Origin of the sequence: Mycobacterium sp. URHD0025, assembly GCF_000426065.1 — a bacterium.
In the GTDB taxonomy this organism is placed as follows: domain Bacteria; phylum Actinomycetota; class Actinomycetes; order Mycobacteriales; family Mycobacteriaceae; genus Mycobacterium.
The window spans coordinates 1-23815 of the sequence record NZ_AUEQ01000011.1 but is presented as its reverse complement, the minus strand read 5'-3'; the positions used below and the strand labels follow the sequence as shown (position 1 = coordinate 23815).

Here is a 23815-nt window from a genome sequence, read left to right as displayed (position 1 = left end):
AACTGGCCATTCGGCGCCCGCACCTGAACGGCTACGGCTCGATGCGGATCCGCCCCGGCTTGTAGAGCCCGCTGTGCGTTGCGGTGCCCAGCTCGATCTCAGCAGGAACCGCGTCGACGATGGTGTCGAACTTGCGCAGCGAACCCCAGTCGCGGCCCCAGTCCTTGTTCAGGTAGGTGGCCATGACGTGCTGACGCAGCAGCAGGTCGCTGACACCCAGCAGGCCGCCGTTGATGCCGTCCTCCCAGGTGTCGGTGTCCTTCCGCTTGGCTTCGTAGTCCGGGGTGATCCGGAACTTCGGAATCTCGGTGACACCGTTGGCATGCAGCATCGGCTGCTGGCACGGGAAGGCCAGCCCCACGGCCCAGTCAAGAAGCACCGGCTGCTTCGAGCCGATGTACTCCTGCACGGTCTTGACCTCCGGCACCCGGGGTGGGGTGACCGCGATCCAGTCTCCGGGGGTCAGCGAATTGTCCTCGGCGATGACGCGGACGTACGTCGCGTCGGCGGGAATCTCGCTGCGGTCGAAGCGCAGGTTGCGCCATGACGGGATCGGTCCCAGGTCGTAGGGCAACACCCGGCCGGCCGGTACCGCGGCGCCGTCGGGACCGGGCCGTCCGTACTCCAGCTCAACAGTCTGGCCCTCGGTGCGGCCGTTGAAAACGCTGTTGCCGGTGATGGTTCCGGCAGCCGTGACGACCACCAGCGGGTGGGCGGCGTCGGCTGCGGGCAGCTGGTACCAGGCCGAGGCCAGCTTGCTCACCTGCTGCGCCGGGCCTTCGGTGTAGCTGCCGGCCAGCGGAACCCTGGCCGGGTCCAGGCCGTACGGCAGTGGCACGGTCGACCCGTTGACGCCCGGGGTCTTCAGCTTGGCGTCCGCATTCCAGTCGGCATCGATGCCCGGCATCGGCACGGTGATCCGAATCGCCTCGGCGACAATATGGTCCGGGACGCCATTCGGGGTGAACCCGGTCGGTGCGCTGCCGCCCAGTGGGCCCAGCGGGCCGTACTCACCCGGTGCCGGCGTCAGGAACCCGTCATTGGTGTCGGGTTCCACCAGTACGTCGTCGGCCAGGCCGCAGCCGCCGGCGAACGCGCGCAGGTTCGAGGACGCATTGGAGTAGGTGCCGTCCTGGCGCACCACTCCGTAGAGCATCGAGCCGACGAACACCACGACCATGAACCCGGCTGCCAGCGGTACCGGCGCCGCGGTCAACCGCCGCGCCAACCGGCCCTCGGCCGACGGCCGGAGGTGCAACCAGTACGCCCACAGTGCGGTGACGGCGAACAGGGCAAAGAAGATGGCGCTCACCGTGATTCCGCCGATGGCGGGCTTGTCGTTGTTGAACGGCACGCCGTAGCTCGACACGTACCACCAGCCGTTTGTGGTGGCGAAGCACAGCGCCATCACGAACAGGACCGCCGAGGTGAAGGCCATCCGGTTGCGTGCCGAGCGGAGCACGACCGGCGACACCAGCACCGTGACCACCGCCGCCATCGCCGCACCCACGGCCGCGAACAGGCCGAAGTGATGCACCCACTTGGTGGGGGTGAACATCAGGCAGAACATGGTGGCGAAGATGATGCCCATCAACCGCCATACCGGCCCGCGGGCCACACCGGGAACCCGCTTGCGCCGCAACATGATGAACAGTGAGGCGAACAGGCTCAGCGCGGTGATGATGAAGCCGAACCGGCGCGACAACGAGCCGTCGACCGTCGGCAGGATCAGGTAGTAGTACCGCAGGTTTTCGGTGTACCACTCCTGGCTCGGCCCGATGGCGGTGCGAATCCTGGTGGCCTCCAACACTGTTGCCAGTGTCTGATCCGCGAAGACCACACACAGGATCACCGTGCCTGCCGCCAGCAGGGGCAGCACCAGCGGCCACACGCCCAGCGTGCGGCGGCGACGCACCAGAATGCGCAGCAGTGGACGACCACCGGCGAGCAGTGCGGCGACGGCGATCAGCCCGGTCGGCTGGATGCCGAGGGTGAAGGCCGCCGAGATGATCGCCATGGCGGCGGGTGTGAGCCGTCCGGAGATGATGGCCCGTTCGATCAGCACGTAGGTGATCAATGCGCCGGTGGCGATCTGGCCCTCGGGGCGCAGTCCGTTGTTGAACGGCATCCACGCCGCCATCAGCACCAGGCCTGCGGCCCACAGTGCCGGCTTGGAGGCGATCACCGCGGGCCCGAGACGGGGCAGCACCTCACGGGACAGCAGCAACCAGCAGACCAGCGCGCAGATCAGGTCGGGCAGCCGCATCCAGATGCTGGCGTCGCTGACATGGGTCATCAGGGCCAGCAGGTTGTAGAACCAGCCGAACGGGTCTTCGGGGCTGCCGAACCAGCGGAAGTAGTTCGACATGTAGCCGGCGTGGTCGGCCACCCGAGCCATCTGCAGGATGTAGCCGTCGTCGGACGAGTTGGCGCCGATCACGTGCCAGCTCAGGAATCCGCCGACCACCACCACGTCGACGGCGCTGAAGGTACGCCAGCGCGACGGGATCAGGTGGTGCATGCGCCGTCCGTCGAGCCGGTCGAGCCGCCACAGTGCCAGCAACGCCACCACGGTGGCCGCGATCCCGAGCACGATCGCGATCAGCTTGATGGCCGTGGGCTTGGAGGTGAACCGGGTGTCGATCGTGGCCGACAGGGAAAGCCCTTGCGGTGCGGGGCCGCTCAGCTCGGTGAAGACGCCGACGATCTGGGGCCGCAGGTTCGGGTCAGGGAAGCCGGTGCGCAGCTCCTTGGCTGTGTCCTTCCCCGGGTCGCTGCGCTCCTGCCCGCCGTCCGCGCCCGTGAGCCCGACGAACGTGGCGAACGTGCCCTTGTCGTTCGAGGTGATCTCGATGCGGTCGCAGGCGGCGGAACTCGCCTTCTCCCGGGACACACTCGCGATCACCACGTTGCGATCGGTGATGTCGACGCGCTTGCTGTTGACGTTGACGAACAACGCGTTGAGCGCGGCCTGCCTGCCCTGCTTGGGTGCGGTGCCCAGCAGCATGCCGCCTTCGGGCGGCATCGACCGGATCACCTCGCAGGGCACCGTCACCGACATGGTGACCGGCGTCTGGGTGATCAGCGGTGCGGTGACGCTGTTCATCTGACCGGCTTGCGGCCAGTTCAGCGTTGCGGTGGTCTGCACCACCGGCAGCAGCGGTGTGGCGACCGCGCACAGGAAGCCGATCAGGCCGGCGATCATCGCGACCCAGCGGGTCACCTGAATGTTCTTGTCACGCTGGTCGATCATGGCAGGGCCCGGATCGGTCCGGGCCGGCTGAAGCCGAACACCCGCTGGGTTCCCTGATCGATGTCGGCGACGGGCGCCTGCCCGGCCGGCACCACCTGGTCGTACTTCTCGATCGAGCCCCAGTCCCGGTACCAGTCGTCACGCAGATACGTCGGAATCGTCGACGTGCGCAGCAGCGCCTGGATGAAGAGGAAGGGACCACCCTTTTGGGCGGACTGCCACATGTTCGACGACACCACCACTTGCTTGACGTTGGGAAGGATGCGGTACTCCGGCAGCTCGGCCACACCCAGACGTTCGGAGAACGGGCGCTGGCAGGGGAAATTCGCGGCGGTCGCGATGTCCATCAGCACCGGCGTCTGTGCGCCCAGGAATTGCTGCGCCGTCTGCAGGGTCGGCACCCGCGGCGGGGTGAAGCCGAACCACTGGTCATCGGAGAGGTTCGGGTCGTCGGCGACGATCCGCGCCACGTTGGCCTCCGGCGGCGCCCAGGCCAGCGGGAAACGCAGGTTGCGCCAGGCGTATTGGGCGAACACGTCGATGGGTTGCACGGCGTCCAGGGCCTGGAAGCTGCCGTCGGGACGGTGCACACCCCACTGCAGCTTCAGAGACTGGCCGTAGTGGAACTCATGTTCTTCGTCGTAGTACCAGATGGCGCCCGCGGCGGCGACGGTCACCAGGGGCCGGTCCGCGCTACGGGGCGGGAGTTGGTACCAGGCCGAGGTGGCCTTGGCAGCCAGGGAGTTCTCCTTGTAGCTGCCCATCACCGGCGTGCGGGCCGGGTCCAGCCCGAACGGCAGGTACACCCGGGAGCCGTTGACGCCGACGGGTCCGTAGCCGCCACCGGTGCCCGCGGCGTAGGCGATGCCCACGTTGGGCTTGTTGGGCGATCCGTCTGAGTTGACCGTGCCGGGGTTGGCGACGACGGGCTTCGGTGGTTCGAGGGTGTCGCTGATGCCGTTGGGGGTGAAGCCGACCGGGTTCTGTCCGCCCAGTGGGCCGTACTCGCCGTAGGTCTGGCCTTCCACCGGTTGCAGCATGCCCGCGTTGACGTCCGGTTCGACCAGAACGTCGTCGGCCATGGCGCAACTGTCCGATGACAGTCCCGAACTCAACGCGCGCACGTTGGCCGCCGCGGTGGTGTACACGGGATAGCGCTGGACGAAGCCCTTGGCCATCGAGCCGACTTCGAGTACCACCATGATGAGTGCGACCACGAGCAGCGGCGTCGACGCCAGCACCCGGTTACGCCGGGTGTCGGCCACCTCGGTGTGCCCGGCGTAGTCGATTCGGAAGTGCAGCCAGCCGGCCAGCACCGCGGTGATGATGGCCAGGGCCAGGAACATGGTGGTGACCGGGTGTCCGGCGATCACCGGCTGGCGGTCGAACCAGGGCACGCCGTAGTTGCCGACGTAGAACCAGGCGTTGTTGCCCGAGGTGGCCCAGGCCAGTACGAACAGCAGTGCCGTGACGTAGAGGGCGAGGTTGCGTCGGCTGTGCAGGCCCACCAGGGCGAAGGCGAAGGCCGTCACCGCGCCGAGCGCGGCCGCCAGCCCGGCGAAGGCACCGAACTGTACGGCCCACTTGGTCGGGGTGAAGTGCAGCAACAGCAGGCCGACCGCGGTGGTGCCGATCAGTCGCCACGCCGGTCCGCTCACCAGTCCGGGAACCCGGCCCTTGCGCAGGAGCACGGCCATCATGCCGAACAGGCACAGCATCATGGCCAGGACCGCGAAGCGGCGGGTCAGGGAGCTGTCCACGGAGTCTTCGACGGTCAGGAAGTAGTAGCGCAGGAATTCCTGGTACCAGGAGATGGTCGGGCCGACGGTGTACTTGATCCGGGCCGATTCGGCGACCGTGGCCAGCGTCTGGTCGCGGAACACCACGACGAAGATCAGTGCGGCCGAGCCGGCGAGTGCGGCCAGCGAGGGCAAGGCGATGCGGCGGCCGCGGATCACGCCGACGACGCTGCGGGCGCCGACCAGCAGCGGGGCGACGGCGATGATTCCCTGCGGGGCGAGGGTCACGCTGAGCGCCGCGACGACGATCGCCAGGCAGGTGGGCCAGACGCGGTGAGTTCCGATTGTCGTCTCGACGAGGGCCCACACCGCGAGCACGCCGAAGGCGATCAGCGGTTCGGGCCGCAGGCCGTTGTTGAAGGGCAGCCAGGCGGCCAGGAACACCGCGCCGGCGGTCCACATGGTGACCCGGTTGAGCGCGAGGCGCCGTCCGAGGCGCGGTAGCACCCAGCGGCTCAGCAGCAGCCAGGTACCGATGGCGGCCAGGGTGGCGGGGACTCGCATCCAGACGCCGGCCGTGCTGATCGCCGCGAAGTGGGCGAGCACCGACTGGTACCAGTCGAACGGCGCCTCGGTGGCGCCGAAGTATCGGAAGTAGTTGGCGGTGTAGCCGGCGTCGGCCGATACCCGCGCGATGGTCAGGTTGTAGCCGTCGTCCGAGGAGATCGCGCCGATGACGTGCCACAGCAGCAGGCCGCCAATGACGCCGATGTCGGCGATCCACGTGGCGAGCGGAACTTTCACGAAGCGTCGCCACGCGCCGCGCACTCGATGACAGCCGCGCCGGTCCAGCACGGCAAGCGCGGCGATCGAGGCCACCACGCACACCACGCCGAGGGCCATCACCAGCAGTTTCAGCGGGGTCGGGGAGGTGATGAACCGGGTGTCGATGTCGACCCGGGCGCTGAGCCCGGGCTGCGGGGCCATCTTCAAGTCGGTGAACAGGCCGGCGACCTGAGGCTTCTTCTCCACGGCCGCGGTGCCGGTGGCGCCGGGGATTCCGGTGAAGTCGGCCCCCACGCCACCGAGGTTCGCCCACAGGTGCAGCGCGCTGCAGCCGCCGGCGTTGATCGCCGCGCGGGGAGCGACGGCCGCCACCGAGTCGCGGAACGCGACCACCACGGTTTCGGTGTTGGCCCGCACGAACAGCCCGTTGCGGCTGGCGTCGATGCCGCCCGCGGGGATGGTCGAGAACACCAGTCCGCCTTCAGGGGGCAGCGTGGCGATCGCCGAGCACGGGATGGACACGTCGAGGGATTGCGGGGCGCCCGACACCAAAGGGGCCGTCACCGAGGTGACGTTTCCTGCCGTGTCGGTGCCCTGCGGCCACAGGACGGTCGCAGTGGTCTGTTTGACGGGCAGCAGTGGCACCAGCGCGCACAACACCACACCCGCGATGCCCGCGACGATGGCGATCAGGCGTGCGATGCCCACAACACGGTCGGTTGGCTCATCGGAAGGCACGAGGCTCGATGTTATGCGACCCGTATGTGAGGCCCGGTCTCCCCTGCCGCGTGCTCAGGAGAGTTGTCCGAGCTGTGTCTCAGCTGTGTCGCAGCGGCGCCGGGCTCCACAGTCCGCCGCGGATGGCGGTGCCGAGGTCCAGACGGGCAGGTTCGGCGTCGGGATACCACGGTGTGAGCCGTTGCAGCGAGCCCCAGTCCCGGAACCAGTCGTCGCGCAGATAAGTCGGGACGCTCGACGGCCGCAGCAACAGTTCGGAAATGCCCAGCGGGCCACCGCCCAGATAGTCCATCACCGGTGAGTTGGCCTCGGCGCCGAAGCGGTCCGGCAGGATCCGCCACTTGGGCACCTCGGTGACGCCGTACTGATGGCCGAACGGCCGCTGGCACGGGAACGCCAGGCCCACAAGCCAGTCGAGCAGCACGGGATCCTGGGAACCGACGACGTCCTGCAGGGTGCGCAGTTGCGGAATCCGGGGCGGGGTCACCGCGATCCAATGCTGCGGGGCCAGGTCGTCGTCGGAGGCGACCAGCCGGATCTGCGTGGCTTCTCGCGGGATGGCGGCCATCGGGGCGCGCAGATTTCGCCAGGCCGGGGCGGCGCCCACGTCGGCGAAACCGATGCCGCCGCCGGGCTTGTTCTCCACGGCCTGTGCGTCGGTGGCCCACTGCACCACCACCTCGCCCGGGTCGAAGCGGCCGGCGGCCGAGACCACCAGGAGCGGTCCGGCCTTGTCGCGGTCGGGCAACCGATACCAGGCCGAGCGCATGATCGCGGGCTGCTGGGTGCCGGCGCGCCAGCTGCCCAGCACCGGGGTGGTGGCGGGGTCGAGGCCGTAGGGCAGGCGGGCGCGCGAACCGTTGATGCCCGCGGCCGCGGTGGTGCCACCTTCGGTGCCCACCTCGCTGCCGGTGACGGTGCCGGAATCGGTGTCGGCGAAGTTGCCGGCACCGGGCTGTTCCATCACCGGGTCGGCCGAGACGTCCGACGGGATGCCGTTGGGGCCGAAGCCCTGCGCGGTGACGGCACCGAGGGCTTGCCCGGGTGGTTCGCTGATCGGTGCCAGCAGGCCGGCGTTGGCGTTCTCCTCGACCATCACGTCGCTGGCCAGCCCGCACGTCTTGCCGGTGAGGGCCTCGAGGTTGGAGCGCCCGACGGACCAGGCCGGGTACTGATCGGTCATCGCGAGGGTCAGGGACACCACCTCGAACATCACCAGCACCCAGGCGGCGATGGCCAGCGGTGATTGCACGATTCGTTGCCAGCGGCGCTGCGGGGCGTCCGGGGATTTGTCGCGACCGCTGAAGTGGAACCAGGCCGCGCCGAGCAGGGCCAGTACCGAGCAGCCGAGCAGGATCGTGGTGACGCCGAAGTGCCACTCGGGGAAGGAGTTCGACCACGGCACCCCGAAGTTGGAGACGTACCACCAGCCGTTGACGGTCGCGAACGACAGCGCCACGACGAACAGTACGAGCGCGGCGAACATCGACCGGTTGCGCCGCGACTTCATGGCCGCGGCGGTCACCGCGACGGCCGCGAGCGCACCGAGCGACCCTGCCAGTCCGGCGAACACACCGAAGTGATGGGTCCACTTGGTGGGGGTGAACATCATGGCGAGGAACGAGATGATGGTGATGCCGATGATGCGCCGGCTCGGGCCGGCCGCGGTGCCGGGGATGCGGCCCTTGCGCAGCGTCATCGCGATCGACACCGCCAGTGCCACGAGCAGCGTCAGCACCGCGAAGCGCCGGGCCACCGAGCCGTCCGGGCTGGAGGTGAACAACCGTGAGTACCGGATGTGTTCGTCGAACCAGGCCAGGCTGGGGCCGACGGCGGATTTGAAGCTGCTGGCCTGGATCTCGCCGGCCAGGGTCTGGTCGCGGAAGATCAGGATGATGGTGACGGTGCACGCGGCCAGGATCGGGGCCAGCAGCGCCAGATGCCCGAAGCGTGAGGTGTGCCGGGCCACAATGGTTTTCAGCGGTCCCACGGCGACCAGCAGAGCACCGACGGCGGCGATGCCGGTGGGTCCGGAAAACAGGGTCAGCGCGCCGATGATGATCGCGATGGCCACCGGCAGCATGCGGTTGGTGGCCACCCCGCGTTCCACCGAACACCAGGTCAAAAGGATGCCGAGGGCGATGATCGGTTCGGGCCGCAGGCCGTTGTTGAGCGGCAGCCAGAACGCCAGGAACATGCCGGCGGCGGTCCAGGCGGCCGCCCGGTTGGTCTTGACCGCTCGGCCGAGCCGCGGCAGCACTTCCCGGCTGATCACCCACCAGCAGGCCAGGGCCATCAGCAGGGTGGGCAGCCGTAGCCAGATGCTGGCCGTGGAGACGTGGGCCCACAGCGCCAGCAAGTCGTAGTACCAGCCGAACGGAGCTTCTGGGGTGCCGAACCAGCGGTAGTAGTTGGCCATGTAGCCGGCGCGATCGGACACCCGGGCCATCGTCAGGATGTAGCCGTCGTCGGAGGTGTTGGCCCCGACGAAATGCCACCACACCAGGACGGCGGCGACCAGTCCGTCAAGCGGGGTCATCGACCACCAGCGGGGCGGCAGGAAGCGCCGGTGCCGGACACCGTCGGCGGTGTCGAGACGATGCAGCGCGGTGAGCGCGATGACGGTCATCGCGACACCGATGATCATCGCCAGCATCTTGAGCAGCGTCGGGGCACTGCTGTAGCGGGAGTCGATGGTCGCCGAGAACTTCAGGCCCTCGGGTGCCGGGCCGGACAGGTCGGTGAAGACGCCGACGATCTGCGGCCGGAAGTCGTAGCCGCCGCGTTCGCCGCGCAGGGGCGCGTCGGGGTGGTCGGCGGTGGCACTGGCGTCACCTTGGGTCAGCCCGACGAATTCCCCGGTCACCTTGTCGGCGTGGGCGGTGAATGTGAGGGTCTGGCAGGCCGGGCTGAGTACCGCGTCCAGCGGCGCGCTGACCACCGGGGTGTTGCGGACGATGACCAGCAGGTCGTTGTTGACCCGCTCGATCAGCAGGCCACGATCGATGGCCTTGGGTGCCTGCTTCGGCACGGTGGACAACAGCACCGTGCGCGCGCGGTTCTCCGGTCCGGCCAGTCCGGCGGCCGCCTGGCACGGCACGGTGATGGTCAGGTCGGTGGCGACGTACCCGATCAGCGGCGCGTTGATGCTCTGCCACGTGCCGTTCTGCGGCCAGTTCAGCTGGGCAGTGGTCTGTTTGACCGGTAGCAGCGGTGTCGCCACCGCCATCAGTACGCCGAGCAGCCCGGCGACGATCGCGATGAGCCGCACCGTCCGGTGGTTGCTGCCGGCGGTTCCCTGCGGTCCCGTCACGGGCTCTGATGCTATCGGCGTTTCGGCGCCGGAATTAATGGCCATCGGGAATGGGCTTTCTGATCGCCAGCACGAACGGGCCGATGTCGGTCACCTCGAAACGTGGATCTTTGAACAGTGCCGCGTCCAGCGCCACGTGGTAGCGGCGCACGTTCGGCTGGTTGGGGTACACATCGGAGGCCAGACGCAGCGTGTAGGTGTCGTTCGCGCCGTGGCGCATGAGGAACACGGTCGGCGCTTCCCACGGCATTTCGTCGAGGGCCTTCACGAACTCGTCGGGCTTGCTCATCGTGGCCCAGCCCTCGATCGCCTTGGCGCGCTTGTCGAACTCGGCGAGTGGGTTGGCGTAATGAGACGTCAGCCCCTGAAATCCGTAATACGGGTAGTACGACAGGAAGCTGTAATCGGCCGTCAGCACCACGGTCTGGTTGCGCGGCACCCCGGTGACCTCGGAGATCTTGGCGTCGATCTCGCGGTAGTAGCGCTCGGCCCCGGGGGGCCGGCGGTCGGCCCGCTGGCCGGTGCCGTCGGTGTCCGTGTACGCCACGTTGATGTCGGGGCGCAGCACGTCGGGGATGTCCTGGCTGAACGTGATGGCGCCGATCGAGCCGATGGCCGCTGCCGCGGCGACGACACGGTGCGCGGTGTCCTCCTGATAGCGCCTCGCGATCGCCTGCGTCGTCTCGATGAAGCCGAACGCCCCGGCGGTGGTCAGCAGCACGGTCAGGGCGGGCTGCAACCGGAAGGACAGCAGCGTGGTGCCGGCCAGTGTGGTCAGCATCGACAGCAGGGACCACGCGTAGACGGCGAGCACGGCGACGGCCAGCGCGCCGGCCCGGGTCGAAGTGCGGGCCCGGACCACCAGCCACAGGGTGCCGAGCATGCACAGTGCGCCCAGCAGTGTGAAGCTCAGCATCGGGAAGGTCAGCTGGGCGCCGGCGTCGGGCAGGTAGTGCTGGGCGGTGCCCTTCTCGGCCGGTTCGCCGCGCAGTGCGGCCAAGAGGTACGGGGCCCAGGTGAGCAGGGCGATCGCGCCTGCGATCGCCGCGATGACGACGCCCCTGAGCAGCGGCTCGATGCTCCGGCGGGCGACGGCGAGGACCAGCCCCATGATGGTCAGCGTGAACGCGCAGTAGAGGAAAAGCAGGGTGTAGAGGAGGGCGGTGAACCCCAGGAAGATCCCGACGCCGATGACGGCGGCCCAGCCACCGTTGCGGGTTTTACCTCTCAGTCCGGACCAGGCCAGCACGAACACGGGCGGCAGCAGCACGGTGATGATCGCGGCGTAGGGCTCGGTGGAGGCGTAGGCCAGCATCGCGGCTGTGCTCGCCGTGGTGACGATCAGCGCGGACTCGAAGCGAATCATGGTCGCCCACAACACGAATGCGAGGGCGACCGCGATGGTGACGGACACGATGGACCAGGGCTTGAACATCTCCCAGGCCGGGGTGTCGGTGGCGGCGGCGATGCGGCCGCCCATCCAGAACCAGCCGGCCGGGTAGTACGGCGGCAGCCCGAAGTAGGTCATGTCGTGCAGGCCGGGGGTGTCGGCGAGCCGGGTCAGATATTCGGTGCGGAACTGCTGGTCGACCGAAACCCCGAACAGGTACAGCTTGCTGGCGCCCAGCGGCATCGCGAGCGTGACCACCGAGAACGCCGACAGGAAGAGCAGTGCGGCCAGCCGGGCCAGCGTGCGCCGGCCCCGGCGCCAGATCAGCCCGGCGGCGAAGATTCCGGCCAGTGCACCGACCTGGCCCACGGTGGTGAGCGCGTGCAGTTGGTTGGAGGTGTTGTAGGCCGGCCATTGGACCTGGGCGATCGCGGCGATCGACACCCCGGCCACCGCCGAGGCGAGCATCAGGGCGATCACCATGTGTCCGATGACCCTGGCCGGGCGCGTCTGCATCAGATAGGAAGCTTGCGGAAGATCGGCCGCGGGATGTGCCGCAGAACCATCATCACGTAGCGGAACGCACCCGGCGCCCAGACCAGCTCCTTGCCTTTGGCTGATGCGGTGACGGCCAGATCGGCGACGTATTCCTTGTCGACTGTCAGCGGCGCTTCCTTGACGTGCGCGCTCATCCGGGTGCGCACCTGTCCGGGGCGGATCACCAGCACCCGCACGCCGAATTCGCGCAGCGCCTCACCGAGGCCGAGGTAGAACCCGTCGAGCCCGGCCTTGGTGGAGCCGTAGACGAAGTTGGACCGGCGCACCCGCTCGCCCGCGGCGGAGCTCATCGCGATGATTCGGCCGTAACCCTGGGCCCGCATCTTCTCGCCTACCAGTACGCCGACGGAAACGGCTGCGGTGTAATTGATTTCGGCGATCTGCACAGCCTTGCGCTGGTTCTGCCACAACTCTTCGGCGTCGCCGAGCAGGCCGAACGCGACGATGGCGACATCCACGTCACCGGAGGCGAAGGCCTTGTCGATCACGGCGGGATGGCTGGCGGTGTCGAGCGCGTCGAAGTCGATGACCTCAACCGCGCTGGCTCCGGCATTGCGCAGCTGGGTCACCGCGTCGTCGCGGCCCGGGTCGCCGGGCAGGGCGGCCAGCACGATGCGGGCAGAGGTGTCGCGCAGATAGCGCTCACAGATCGCCAGCCCGATCTCTGAAGTGCCGCCGAGCAGCAGAATCGTCTGTGGGTTACCTACGGCGTCGAACACCATCTAACGCAGCTCCAAGCCTCGGGGGAACATCGTGACGAGGGTACCGTGCGGTCCCCTCTGGAAATCCGGAGCAATCCGAGCGCTGGCTCTTGACCGGATTTCCTACACGACGTAGGTTTTTTCTACATCGTGTAGGAAATGGGGGAGATCATGGCGATCCGCGACTGGCTGACGTTGCCCGAGACCGAACCGGGGGAGGACTACGGGTTCTTCGGTCCCGATTCGGTGACATGGAAGGTGTGGAGCTATCCCACGTCGCTGTCGATCGGGTTCCAGCGCGCCGTCGTCATCGAGGAACTGGATCCAGCGCTCGTCGCGGCGGTCGACAAGACCCACGAGATCTACGCGCGGCCGCGCACCCGGTACGACCGCACGCTCCGGTACTTCGCCATGGTGGCGTTCGACGACAGCCGCGCCACCACGAAGGCGGCCGACGTCCTGGTCAAGATCCACTCCAAGGCCATCGGAACCGACCCGGTCACCGGAAAAACCTACGACGCCAACGATCCCGACTCACAGTTGTGGATCCACCTCACCGCCTGGCATTCCATCCTGGTGGCCTATGAGAAGTACGGTCCCGGTCCGCTGCCGCCCGAAGAGGAGTTGCAGTACTGGCGGGAATGCTCGATAGCCGCCGAACTTCAAACCTGCGATCCCTCCGACGTTCCGCTGACGCGCGAGGGCATCCGGGAGTACTTCGACAAGATGCGACCCCAGCTGATCGGGTCCGATATCGCCCGCCAGGCGATGCATCACCTGCTGGGCGCCGACGTGATGTTGCCCAGGATGCCGCTGCCATTGCGTCCGGGCACAGCGGTGGTCACCGCGTTCCTGCGCCGCGGCACCTTGGCGACGATGCCGCGCTGGATGCGAGAGATGGCCGGGCTCAGCACTTCCCGGGTTCTCGACGCGCTGGCGGTGCTACCGCTGCGGGTCGGGTTCAGGGTGGTCGCCATGAGTACGCGCCTCGAGCTGATCCTGCTCCGCCTGCTCTCTCCGGCGACTCTGCCGATCGGCGCGCGGGTCCTGCTCTCGGTTCCGCCGAAAGAACCCGTCACCACGACGCCGCGCGAGGCCCAACGTCGCTATGGCTACGCCGCGCCCAGCCAGGCGCACTTCGAGTTGCGCGAGCGCCAGCAGGTCCGCGTGTTCGGCGAGGGCCGCGCACCGAGTGACGAGGGCATCTTGGAATCCCAGCCCATCCTCGGCACGATCGGTTGATGTGAACCGCGCCGCCATCGCCAACCGGTCCCGCGCCGAACATCTGGGCCCGGAACGGCGTCGGCCCCAGGTGCTCGACACCGCGCTGGAGATCGCCGCTCAGCAGGGCCTGGCCGACGTGACGATGGGAAACATCGCGAACCGGTTGGGGGTCACCCGGCCGGTGGTCTACGCCTGCTATCCCGGCCGCGGGGAAGTGCTTGCCGCACTGCTGGATCGGGAAACCGACGTGGTCCTCGCGAGCCTGCTCGAGTTGTTGCCGCCGCAGCGCACCGGCTCCATCGAGCAGCTGTTCGTCGACGGGTTCCGCGCGCTGCACAGGACGGTGCGTGAGCGCCCGGCCTCGTGGCGCATCATGTTCGGCGCCGACCCCGACCCGGTGCTGACCACCGCCATCGCCCGGGGGCGTGAGCGCGTCCGGGGGCAACTCGCCACCGTGATGCGGCCACTGCTGCAGCGGTGGCAGGTCGCCGAGCTCGATGCCACGCTGCCCATGCTGGTCGAGGTGTTCCTGGCGATCTGCGAGGCGGCCGTCCGAAAGATGCTCGACTCCGACGATCCTGACGATCAGGGGTTGCTTGCCGACACCTTCGGCAAGGCCGCCTACCGGGCCGTGCGGGCAAAGCCCCAGTGAGACAACAACACCCCGCGAGCTTCAAGCCCGCGGGGTGTCGTGTTACTCAGCGATCAGATGATCAGGCGGTCAGATCGAACCGGTCGGCGTTCATCACCTTGGTCCAGGCCGCGACGAAGTCCTTGACGAACTTCTCCTTGGAATCGTCCTCGGCGTACACCTCGGCCAGAGCCCGCAGCTGCGAGTTCGAGCCGAACAGCAGGTCGACGCGGCTGGCGGTCCACTTCGGTGTGCCCGTGGCCCGATCGGTTCCGACATAGGTGCCGTCATCGGCCGGTGCGGGCGCCCACTTGGTACCCATGTCGGTCAGGTTGACGAAGTAGTCGTTGGTCAGCTGACCCTTGTTCTCCGTCAACACCCCGAGGTCCGAGCCGCCGTGGTTGGCGCCCAGCGCCCGGAGGCCACCGACCAACACGGTCATCTCCGGAGCCGTCAGACCGAGCAGGTTGGCGCGGTCGATCAGGCGGTATTCGGCGGGCAGGTTGTCGCCCTTGCCCACGAAGTTGCGGAAGCCGTCGGACTTGGGCTCAAGGTAGGAGAACGACTCGACGTCGGTCTGCTCCTGGGTGGCGTCCCCGCGACCGGACGTGAACGGCACCGCGACATCGAAACCGGCAGCCTTGATTGCCTTTTCGAGGCCGACAACCCCGCCGAGCACTACCAGGTCAGCGAAGGAGACTGAGGTGCCCGAGGCAGCCTGGATCTCCTCGAGCTTGCTGATCACCGGCGTCAACTCGTCGGTCTCGTTGACCTCCCAGCCGAGCTGCGGCTGCAGCCGGATACGGCCGCCGTTGGCCCCGCCGCGCATGTCACTGGACCGGTACGACGACGCGGCCTTCCACGCGGTGTCCACGAGCTGCTGGGTGGTCAGACCCGATCCGGCGATGGCCGCCTTGAGGGTCTCGACATCGGCATCTCTCAGCGGCTTGCCCGCCGGGACGATGTCCTGCCACGCCCAGGTCTGCTTCGGCACCAGCGGACCGAGGTAACGCGTCACCGGGCCCAGATCGCGATGCAGCAGCTTGAACCAGGCCTTGGCGTACTCCTCGGCCAGCTCCTCGGGGTGATCCAGCCAGCGGCGGGTGATCTCACCGTAGATCGGGTCCATCCGCATCGACAGGTCGGTGGTCAGCATCGACGGGTGGGTCTTGCCGCTGCCCTGCGCCATCGGCACCGAGTTGGCCCAGCCGTTGTCCTTGGGCTTCCACTGGTTCGCGCCCTGCGGGCTCTTGGTCAGCTCCCACTCGTTGCCGTAGAGGATCTCCAGGAACGAGTTGTCCCACTTGGTGGGGGTGTGGGTCCAGGTCACCTCGAGGCCGCTGCTGACGGTTTCGTTGCCGACACCGGGGTTGGCCCAGCCCAGGCCCATCTGCTCGAGCGGTGCGGCCTCGGGCTCCACCCCGTTCTCGATCTCGGTGGCGCCGTGGGTCTTGCCGAAGGTGTGGCCGCCGACGATCAGCGCGGCGGTCTCGACGTCGTTCATCGCCATCCGGCCGAAGGTCTCGCGGATGTCGATGGCCGCGGCGACCGGATCTGGATTGCCTTCGGGGCCTTCCGGATTCACGTAGATCAGACCCATGTGACTGGCGCCGAGCGGGTTCTCCAGCTTGGTGCGGTCACCGTCGGAGCCGGCGTACCGCTCCTGGGAGCCCAGCCACTCGTGCTCTGCACCCCAGTAGACGTCCTCCTCGGGCTCCCAGAAGTCGGGGCGACCGAAGGCGAAACCGGCGGTCTTGAAGCCCATGTGCTCCTGGGCGCGGTTGCCCGCGTAGACGATCAGGTCGGACCACGAGATCTGCTTGCCGTACTTCTTCTTCAGCGGCCACAGCAGCCGGCGGGCCTTGTCCAGGCTCACGTTGTCGGGCCAGCTGTTCAGCGGGGCGAAGCGCTGCATGCCGCGCCCGCCGCCACCGCGGCCGTCTTCCACCCGGTAGGTGCCGGCGGCGTGCCAGGACATCCGGACGAACAGCGGGCCGTAGTGCCCGAAGTCGGCGGGCCACCAGTCCTGCGAATTGGTCAGCAGCTCATCGAAATCGCGCTCGAAGGCCTCGAAATCGAGACTCTTGACAGCCTCGCGGTAGTCGTAGCCCTCATCGGTCGGGTCGATCGCAGGCGGATTCTTCTGCAGGATCTTCAGGTTGACCGCGTTGGGCCACCAGTCGCGGTTGCTGCCACCCTCGACGGGGGGCTTGATCCGCATGGGACAACCGCTTTCGGCGGGTTCGGTCTGCGATTCACCGATAGGGGGATGGGTTTCGGCTTCAGCCATGACAAATCCTTTCCGGGGCTGACGGGTTAAGGGTTATCTACTTGGAGCAACGGAACATTCGGGGCAAGTGCCCCAATAGATGACCTCGGCCTCATCGATCTCGAAGCCGTGGTCTTCTGACGCGGTCAGGCAAGGGGCCGACCCGACCGCGCAATCCACGTCGGCGATTGCGCCGCACGAACGGCACACGACGTGGTGGTGGTTGTCGCCGATACGTGATTCGTACCGGGCGACCGAACCGGATGGTTGGATGCGCCGCACCAGCGCTGCGGCGGTCAGCGCGTGCAACGAGTCGTATACGGCCTGATGCGAGACGTCGGGCAGATCGTCGCGCACGGCACGGATGATGGTGTCGGTATCGGCGTGCGGATGTGCGTGGACTGCATGGAGCACGGCCACACGAGGGCGGGTGACCCGCATGTCGGCGCTTCGCAGCATCTGCTCGAAGTCCCCGGTTGTCGACACGAACCGAAGTCTTGTCCCTTTTCTGGAATTAGTCAAGAATAAAATTCTCGCGTATTCCAGCTGCGTGCCCGGATTGCGCTCAGGTACAGGACCGGCGCTGATCCCGTCCCTGATGGCAATCTCGGCGTCCGGCGAGGACCGCCTCTAGAGGAGCTCCAGTCGACGCGCCATGTCCGAGGCGAACACCCCATCCGGGTCGACTTTGCGGCGCACCGCGATCCACTCGTCGATGCGTGGATACATGGCGTGGAACGTCTCGGCGGTGGTACGGGAATCCTTGGCGGTGTACAGCCGGCCACCGAATTCCATTACGCGGCGGTCGAGTTCGGTGAGGAACTCGCCGACCCCCGGTTTGACGGGGAAGTCCACGCAGACGTTCCAGCCGGGGATCGGGAAACTCAGCGGCGCCTGATTGCCGGGGCCGAAGAGCTTGAACACATTGAGGAAGGAGTAGTGCCCGGAGCGCTGGATGTCGTAGATGATGCGCTTGAATTCGTCGACCGCATCTGTGGGCACCACGAACTGGTACTGCGCGAATCCTGCGGGGCCATACGCCCGGTTCCACTCCCCGAACATATCCAGGGGGTGATAGAACTGCGTCAGGTTCTGCACCTTGTTGCGGTAGGTGCCCGATTTCCGGTACCACAGCTCACCGATAGGGCCGAACGTGTACTTGTTGGCCAATCCGTTGGGAAATACGTCGGGCAGCGTAAGCAATTGCGGTGCATCGAATTTCAGCGGATTCTTCTGCAGCTTCTTGGGTAGTTGATCGAGCGTCGCCAGCGAGCCGCGCGAGATCGCGGCGCGACCCAGCTTGGGCGGAGCGCTGATCGCGTCGAACCACGCGCTGGAATAGGTGTAGTTGTCCTCGGTGCCGTCGCTGTGGAACTCGATGGTCTCGTCGAGCGTGTGGGTGACGTCGCCGTCGGCGATGAAGTAAGCGGTCTCGGTGGGCGTCATCTCGATGGTCGCGCGCAGGATGATGCCGGTGAGGCCATTGCCGCCGACGGTGGCCCAGAACAGCTCGGACTCGTCGCCTTCGGGGGTGAGCTTGCGAACCTGCCCGTCGGCGGTCAGCAGGTCGATGCTGCGCACGTGGTTGCCGAAACTGCCTGCGCTGTGGTGGTTCTTGCCGTGGATGTCACATCCGATGGCCCCGCCGATGGTCACCTGTCGAGTGCCCGGCAGCACCGGAACCCACAGGCCCAGCGGCAGCGCGGCCCGCATCAGCTGGTCGAGGTTCACCCCACCGTCGACGTCGACGATGCATGTCGCGGCGTCCATCGAGTGGATCTGGTTCAGCGCCGACATGTCGATGACGAGGCCGCCACCGTTTTGCGCGTTGTCGCCGTAGGAGCGGCCCAGGCCGCGGGCGATCACGCCCCGGCCCTTCTCTTCGGCGGCCCGCGTCACGGCCCTGACGATGACCTCGGGATCGCTCGTTGAAAGCACCTGTGCCACGGTCGGTGCGGTCCGGCCCCAGCCAGTCAGGCGCTTGGGAGTGGTCGGCAGATCGGTAGTCGACATCGCAGAGAAGCGTACCCGGCAGTAGGCGGGCCCGGACCTCAGTGCAGTTTGAAGATCACCGCGCGCTGCACGATGAAGTTGATCACCGTGGCGGTGCCCTGGGCGATCACGAATGCCACCGGAACCGCCCATGCGCGGTAATCGGCCAGGTGGAGTACCAGGTGGTTGAGCCCCACCTGGACCAGGAACGTGACCAGGTACAACGCCCACACCGCGATGAACCGGGCTGTGCTCGGAGGCGCCTGGAAGGTCCAGCGCCGATTGATCAGGTAGGCCGTGGTGGTTCCCACGATGAAACCGATGGTCTTGGCGAGGTCTACCTGCACCCCGAAGGCCTTGTAGAGAAGGACGTAGAGCCCGAAGTCCACGACCGCCGACAGTCCGCCGGTCACGACGAACCGGAACGCCTGCGTTTTGAGGTCAAGGGTCGGCGACATGACGGGTTCAGCCACCCAGGCAGCTTAGCGAGGCCGTACCGTGCAGTCGTGCTGCAGACGGTGCTCAACGACCTCGGGATCGCGGTGTTCGCGTCCTCTGGGGCCATGGTGGCGATCCGTAAGGGCTTCGATCTGTTCGGTATCGCGGCGCTGGGGGTGCTGACCGGCGTCAGCGGCGGGGTGATCCGTGACGTCTTCCTGGGTGTCCATCCGCCCACCTCTATTCAGCACTGGCCCAACATCACCGTTGCGGTGGCGGCGACGGCCGTGGCGACGCTCACTGCGAAGTACCTGATCCGGTTCAACCACATCGTGCTTCCGCTGGACGCGATCGGCATGGGCTTCTTCGCGACATCGGGTGCGGCGTTCGCCGTCGACCACGGGGCCAGCTGGTTCGCGGCGGTACTGATCGGGATGACCACCGCGATCGGCGGCGGCATCATCCGCGACGTGCTGGTCCGTGAGATCCCGATGCTGATGCGGCCGGCCGATCTGTATGCCGTCCCGGCCCTGATCGGTGCGACGGCGTACGCGGTCATCGACTACTTCGGTCCGCAATGGGTCGGCCTGGCGGTGGGCACCGTGCTGGCGACGGCGCTGCGACTGGTCGCGTTGGTATTCGGCTGGCGGCTGCCCACCGGACCGCCGGACCTGATCGTGGGTGACGATCCCTAGCGGAAGGTGTCCTAGCGCAACGCGGCCTAGCGCAACGTGGCCGCCAGAACCTCGCACAGCGCGTCGACCGCCCGCCCGAAGGCGTGATCTGCGGGCGCCCCGAACCCGATGATGATCCCGTCGGGGTCCGGGGTGTCCGGTCCGGCCAGCGGGTGCCGCATGATCGAGAGCCCGGACAGTGCGATCCCGGCCTGGCCGGCTCGGCGCAGCACCTCCGGTTCGGCCCCGTCGGGCAGGGTGAGCAGCATATTCACTCCGGCCGCCAATCCGCCGATGCCGATGCGGAGGTCGAACTCGGCCAGTGCGGCAACCAGCGCATCGCGTCGCCGTCGGTAGCGGTTGCGCATCCGCCGGATGTGCCGGTCGTAGCCACCGCTGCGGATGAAGTCGGCCAGGGTCAGGGACGTGAGGGCGTCGACGTGGTACTGCGATCCGCCCGCTGCCGCGATGACCGGGTCGATCAATGCGTCGGGCAGCACCATCCAGCCCACTCGCATCACCTGGGCCAGGCTCTTGCTGGCCGATCCGAGGTAGACCACGCGTTCCGGGTTCAGCGACTGCAGGGCGCCGACGGGTTGGCGGTCGTAGCGGAACTCACCGTCGTAATCGTCGTCCAGCACGTATCCGCCGGTGCGCTGCGCCCAGTCGATGACCGCGGCGCGCCGGCCCGGGTGCAGGGCCATGCCGAACGGACTCTGATGGGCGGGTGTCAACAGCACTGCCGGCGCCTCCAGCCCGTCCAGGTCGCCGATCACCGCGCCGTGGTCGTCGAGGCGGATCGGTGTCGTGGGCACACCCGCCGCGGCGAGTGCGTCGCGGAAGATGAACAGCCCGTGTGCCTCGACCGCGATCGCCCGCTCGGGACCGAGCACCCGGCCTATCAGCTCGACCCCCTCGCGCACGCCGGAGCAGATCACGATCGATTCGGGGGTGGCTCGCACGCCGCGTACGCGGCCCAGATATTCGGTGAGTGCCTCGCGCAGTGCCAGCGGTCCGCGCGGATCACCCATCCGCAGGTCCGAGACCGGCGCGTTCGTGATGGCCCGGCGCGCCGACGCCAACCAGGCCGACCGGGGGAACTCCGACACATCGGGTGAGCCGGGCATCAGGTTGTGTCGCGCGACGGCGGGAATGCGGCGGGGACGCGGGGCCGGCCGCGGCGCGGCGGTGCGGGCGATCCAGGTGCCCGCCCCCTGGCGCGATGCCAGCCAGCCCTCGGCGACCAGTTCGGCGTAGGCCTCGGCCACGGTGTTGCGGGCCAATCCCAGATCGGCGGCCAGGGTGCGCGACGGCGGCAGCCGCGTGTCGGTGCTCAGCCTGCCGCTGCGGATGCCGTCCCGAAGTGCGGTGATCAGCTGCTCACGGGCAGTACGGCTGCCCGGCTCGATGAGCGCGCGCAGATCGAGGTGCAGGTCCCGGCTACCTGAATTGGCCCGCGTAGTCACTGCAATATTGAACCATCTAGGCGGTATTATCCGGGCTAGCGTTGGTGGCATGACACAGACACTCGAACCCACCGCAACCGTTGACCGCCTCAAGATCTACAAAGCCTCGCCCGAGCTCTACGACGCGATGATGACGCTGTCGAACGCGGCAGCCAAAGACCTCGATCCGACGATCGCCGAGCTGATCAAGATCCGCGCTTCGCAACTCAACCACTGCGCCTTCTGCCTCGACATGCACACCCATGACGCCCGCCAACACGGCGAGACCGAGCAGCGGCTGTCCCTGATCGCGACCTGGGAGGAGGCCGGCGACCTGTTCACCGAGCAGGAGAAGGCCGCGTTGGCGTTGACCGAGGCCGTCACAGACCTGAGCCGCGGACCGGTCTCCGATGCCGTCTATGCGCGCGCGGCCGCCGCCTTCACCGAACGTGAGCTGGGTCAGGTCGTTTCGATGGCAGTCACGATCAATGCCTGGAACCGGATCAACGCGGTCGTGAAGGCGGTGCCGCCGCGCCGCTGATCTCGCGGGAGACTGGAGGCGTGCGGACCCGGTCAGGTGCAGACGTCACGGTGCGCGGCTCCGTCGTGCACAAGCTCCACCGGCCGGGCACCGATCCGCGCGCACTGCGCGCCCGGCTTGGCGCGGCCGGCCGGGTCAGCGCACTGCTGAGCCCGCTGGCCCTCGTGCCCGCTCCGGTGGCCGGCCGCTGGCTGACTCGTTGGCCCGTGGTGGAAACCGTTGCCGGGCAACCGGAATGCGTGCCGTGGGCCGACATCGCGCGGCTGCTGGCGACGCTGCACACCGTGCCGGTCACCGAGCGATTGCCACCGCACGGCTGGCCGGCGAGGCTGCGACGTGCGGTCGAACGGGCTCGGCAGCAGGGTGGCCGCGTCGTGTCGCGGGCTGCGGCGGGCCTGCCCGCGGTTGCGTGGCGAGCGGGGTCACAGGACCGACCGCGAACCCTCGTGCACGGCGATTTTCACCTGGGCCAGGTGGGCCGGCATGACGGACGCTGGCAACTGATCGATGTCGATGACCTCGGATTCGGCGATCCGGCTTGGGATCTGGCGCGTCCCGCCGGGTTCTGGGCGGCCGGGCTCATTCCCGACGCCGATTGGTTCCTGTTCCTCGACGCCTACCGGGCGGCCGGCGGCCCCGCCCTGCCGCCAGGGGATCCGTGGACTGTCCTGGAACCGTTCGCCCGGGCCGCCGTCATCCAGTCCGCCGCCAACGATCCTGACGACGATCTGCTGGCGGCGGCCTGCGCGCGGATGCCTCAGCTGGAGAAGAACAGCCGGCCGAAGCCCTGCTTGCGGTAGTGCTTGTTGCCGCGGTGACCCCAGCCGGGTCCGTGGTCCGAATAGCCCTGGTTGTAACCCGGGTGCGCCTGCGGCGGTGGCGGCGCCTGGACGAATCGGTTCTCCATTTGTGTCAGCGCCTCGAGCTCGCCGAAGTCCAGGAAGATGCCGCGGCACGTGTCGCATTGCTCCAGATGGACGCCGTTGCGTTCGTAGGTCTTCATCACCCCGGCGCACTTCGGGCACAGCAGGGTGTTGCCGACACCGGGCGACGCAGGGGGCTTCGGGGGCTCATATGGCGGGATGCTCATATCGCCATAACGTCCGACCCCGCTGTGGAGTGCCTGTGAAGTCCGGTCGGGTCCCGCGAGGGGACGGAAAGGCACTTCCACCATCGCCTTGGCTGTGATGTCAGTCACAAATCGGAATATCGGTGTCGGCCATGCGTGCCGAGTGGCGGCGGTTCAGTTAATCCCGGCGTTGGTTGCCGCGTAACGGAGTGTTTACACAGCAAGCGCAAACCCGGTGCGGCCGGCGGGCGGTTCCGCGGTATTGACGCTCGTGACGGCAATGCTTCCGCTCAGCGTGATTGCCCGGCGCGACTTCAGTGAAAAGGGTGAAACGGCAGTTCCCGACCCATTGAAGAGTGTTGGTGCGGCGCTCGCTTGGCAGTTCGGTCCGCCGGGTGCGTGCCGCGCCCACAGGCAAAGAACAGCGAAAGTGTGACGCAGCCAGGTGCTGATCTAGCAAACTTTGTACCGAGGTTTGTCTTCTCGTCGGCGGGAAACTGTTGCCGTTGCCGCCATGGTGCCGCCCGGTTACGTTTCGTCCTGCCAATCATGAGCAAGGCATGAGAACCGGATGTGATGGCCCTAATCGGGCGCCGTTCATCGATGGATCTCTAGGGTGGGGACCCTTGGTTGGTGACGCACGAATCGGATCACCGACACAGCTAGGGAGAACATGAAGGCATTCAGTCGAGTGCTGGTCGCATTGGTGACCGCAATGGCCGGGGTCCTCGCGGGCCTCTTCATAGGCGCAGGCACTTCTCATGCGGGTCTGGACAATGAACTGAGCCTGGTCGATGGTCAGGACCGGACTCTGACCGTTCAGCAGTGGGACACCTTCCTCAATGGTGTGTTCCCGCTGGACCGCAACCGGCTGACCCGTGAGTGGTTCCATTCCGGTCGGGCCAAGTATCACGTCGAGGGCGCCGGGGCCGAGGACTTCGAGGGCACCTTGGAGCTGGGTTACCAGATCGGCTTCCCGTGGTCGCTGGGTGTGGGGATCAACTTCTCCTACACGACCCCCAACATCCTGCTCGACGATGCGTCGATCTCACCG

The 23815-nt window shown here is 67.6% G+C and carries 17 protein-coding genes; 6 read left to right on the top strand and 11 right to left on the bottom strand.

The genetic code is table 11. From position 1 onward, the window contains the following. Positions 1-31: 31 nt before the first annotated feature. The 5 genes from H977_RS0117020 to dprE2 all read right to left on the bottom strand — a co-directional run bounded on the left by H977_RS0117020 (position 32) and on the right by dprE2 (position 12499). Positions 32-3253, bottom strand: coding sequence for an arabinosyltransferase domain-containing protein (locus H977_RS0117020; protein ID WP_029108976.1), 3222 nt, complete (start codon positions 3251-3253; stop codon positions 32-34). After that, positions 3250-6516 (bottom strand): arabinosyltransferase domain-containing protein, encoded by a 3267-nt coding sequence (locus H977_RS0117015; RefSeq protein ID WP_036476304.1) that lies wholly within the window; start codon positions 6514-6516, stop codon positions 3250-3252. Before H977_RS0117015 ends, H977_RS0117020 begins: the two co-directional genes overlap by 4 nt. A 79-nt stretch (positions 6517-6595) precedes the next feature. After that, positions 6596-9874 carry an arabinosyltransferase domain-containing protein gene (locus H977_RS0117010; RefSeq protein ID WP_502691178.1) on the bottom strand — a complete coding sequence of 1093 codons (3279 nt, stop codon included), beginning with the start codon at positions 9872-9874 and terminating at the stop codon, positions 6596-6598. Continuing rightward, positions 9864-11735, bottom strand: a complete 1872-nt coding sequence (locus tag H977_RS0117005) for a galactan 5-O-arabinofuranosyltransferase (protein ID WP_029108973.1) — start codon at positions 11733-11735, stop codon at positions 9864-9866. The genes H977_RS0117010 and H977_RS0117005 overlap by 11 nt, the downstream gene beginning before the upstream one ends. Then, a complete protein-coding gene (gene dprE2, locus H977_RS0117000; protein ID WP_029108972.1) occupies positions 11735-12499 on the bottom strand; it encodes a decaprenylphospho-beta-D-erythro-pentofuranosid-2-ulose 2-reductase in 765 nt (254 codons plus the stop codon). Before dprE2 ends, H977_RS0117005 begins: the two co-directional genes overlap by 1 nt. A 138-nt stretch (positions 12500-12637) precedes the next feature. Between dprE2 and H977_RS0116995 the strand changes: the two genes are divergently transcribed. Together H977_RS0116995 and H977_RS0116990 are read left to right on the top strand one after the other, a co-directional pair. After that, positions 12638-13720, top strand: a complete 1083-nt coding sequence (locus H977_RS0116995) for an oxygenase MpaB family protein (RefSeq protein ID WP_029108971.1) — start codon at positions 12638-12640, stop codon at positions 13718-13720. A 1-nt stretch (position 13721) separates the two neighbouring features. After that, positions 13722-14354 (top strand): TetR/AcrR family transcriptional regulator, encoded by a 633-nt coding sequence (locus H977_RS0116990; RefSeq protein WP_029108970.1) that lies wholly within the window; start codon positions 13722-13724, stop codon positions 14352-14354. 61 nt (positions 14355-14415) lie between these two features. Here the strand turns inward: H977_RS0116990 and katG are convergent, their stop codons facing one another. The 4 genes from katG to H977_RS0116970 all read right to left on the bottom strand — a co-directional run bounded on the left by katG (position 14416) and on the right by H977_RS0116970 (position 19052). Next, a complete protein-coding gene (gene katG / locus H977_RS0116985; RefSeq protein ID WP_029108969.1) occupies positions 14416-16623 on the bottom strand; it encodes a catalase/peroxidase HPI in 2208 nt (735 codons plus the stop codon). A gap of 33 nt (positions 16624-16656) precedes the next feature. Next, a complete protein-coding gene (locus H977_RS0116980; protein ID WP_036476360.1) occupies positions 16657-17061 on the bottom strand; it encodes a Fur family transcriptional regulator in 405 nt (134 codons plus the stop codon). 171 nt (positions 17062-17232) lie between these two features. After that, the gene (gene dprE1 / locus H977_RS0116975; RefSeq protein ID WP_029108967.1) at positions 17233-18615 is read right to left on the bottom strand and encodes a decaprenylphosphoryl-beta-D-ribose oxidase; all 1383 of its coding nucleotides are present in this window, start codon (positions 18613-18615) and stop codon (positions 17233-17235) included. Between the two features lie 38 nt (positions 18616-18653). Further along, positions 18654-19052: a GtrA family protein gene (locus H977_RS0116970; RefSeq protein WP_036476301.1), complete on the bottom strand. Its 399-nt coding sequence runs from the start codon at positions 19050-19052 to the stop codon at positions 18654-18656. Between the two features lie 48 nt (positions 19053-19100). On the opposite strand from H977_RS0116970, the gene H977_RS0116965 reads away from it, so the two are divergent. Then, on the top strand, positions 19101-19727 hold the full coding sequence (locus H977_RS0116965) for a trimeric intracellular cation channel family protein (RefSeq protein ID WP_029108965.1): 627 nt from the start codon (positions 19101-19103) through the stop codon (positions 19725-19727). A gap of 26 nt (positions 19728-19753) precedes the next feature. Here H977_RS0116965 and pdxR read toward each other — a convergent pair whose 3' ends face one another. Further along, complete coding sequence (gene pdxR, locus H977_RS0116960) at positions 19754-21172, bottom strand: MocR-like pyridoxine biosynthesis transcription factor PdxR (RefSeq protein WP_029108964.1); 1419 nt, start codon at positions 21170-21172, stop codon at positions 19754-19756. A gap of 49 nt (positions 21173-21221) precedes the next feature. Here pdxR and H977_RS0116955 point away from each other — a divergent pair, with 49 nt between their 5' ends. Both H977_RS0116955 and H977_RS0116950 read left to right on the top strand, forming a co-directional pair. Then, on the top strand, positions 21222-21692 hold the full coding sequence (locus tag H977_RS0116955; RefSeq protein ID WP_029108963.1) for a carboxymuconolactone decarboxylase family protein: 471 nt from the start codon (positions 21222-21224) through the stop codon (positions 21690-21692). Between the two features lie 20 nt (positions 21693-21712). Continuing rightward, the gene (locus H977_RS0116950) at positions 21713-22492 is read left to right on the top strand and encodes a phosphotransferase family protein (RefSeq protein WP_029108962.1); all 780 of its coding nucleotides are present in this window, start codon (positions 21713-21715) and stop codon (positions 22490-22492) included. On the opposite strand, the gene H977_RS0116945 is transcribed toward H977_RS0116950, so the two are convergent. Then, on the bottom strand, positions 22450-22890 hold the full coding sequence (locus H977_RS0116945; RefSeq protein WP_231395984.1) for a TFIIB-type zinc ribbon-containing protein: 441 nt from the start codon (positions 22888-22890) through the stop codon (positions 22450-22452). The two genes, H977_RS0116950 and H977_RS0116945, sit on opposite strands and share 43 nt — an antisense overlap. A gap of 544 nt (positions 22891-23434) precedes the next feature. Between H977_RS0116945 and H977_RS0116940 the strand changes: the two genes are divergently transcribed. Next, positions 23435-23815: MspA family porin (locus H977_RS0116940; RefSeq protein WP_036476357.1), on the top strand; the 381-nt coding region annotated here is incomplete at its 3' end.

Excerpts from the sequence above, each read along its gene's own strand:
- H977_RS0117005 (WP_029108973.1), bottom strand. The coding sequence starts at position 11,735 with ATGCAGACGCGCCCGGCCAGGGTCATCGGACACATGGTGATCGCCCTG.
- H977_RS0116995 (WP_029108971.1), top strand. The coding sequence starts at position 12,638 with ATGGGGGAGATCATGGCGATCCGCGACTGGCTGACGTTGCCCGAGACC.
- H977_RS0116955 (WP_029108963.1), top strand. The coding sequence starts at position 21,222 with ATGACACAGACACTCGAACCCACCGCAACCGTTGACCGCCTCAAGATC.
- dprE2 (WP_029108972.1), bottom strand. The coding sequence starts at position 12,499 with ATGGTGTTCGACGCCGTAGGTAACCCACAGACGATTCTGCTGCTCGGC.
- katG (WP_029108969.1), bottom strand. The coding sequence starts at position 16,623 with ATGGCTGAAGCCGAAACCCATCCCCCTATCGGTGAATCGCAGACCGAA.
- H977_RS0116980 (WP_036476360.1), bottom strand. The coding sequence starts at position 17,061 with ATGCTGCGAAGCGCCGACATGCGGGTCACCCGCCCTCGTGTGGCCGTG.
- H977_RS0117010 (WP_502691178.1), bottom strand. The coding sequence starts at position 9,874 with ATGGCCATTAATTCCGGCGCCGAAACGCCGATAGCATCAGAGCCCGTG.
- dprE1 (WP_029108967.1), bottom strand. The coding sequence starts at position 18,615 with ATGTCGACTACCGATCTGCCGACCACTCCCAAGCGCCTGACTGGCTGG.
- H977_RS0116970 (WP_036476301.1), bottom strand. The coding sequence starts at position 19,052 with ATGTCGCCGACCCTTGACCTCAAAACGCAGGCGTTCCGGTTCGTCGTG.
- H977_RS0117020 (WP_029108976.1), bottom strand. The coding sequence starts at position 3,253 with ATGATCGACCAGCGTGACAAGAACATTCAGGTGACCCGCTGGGTCGCG.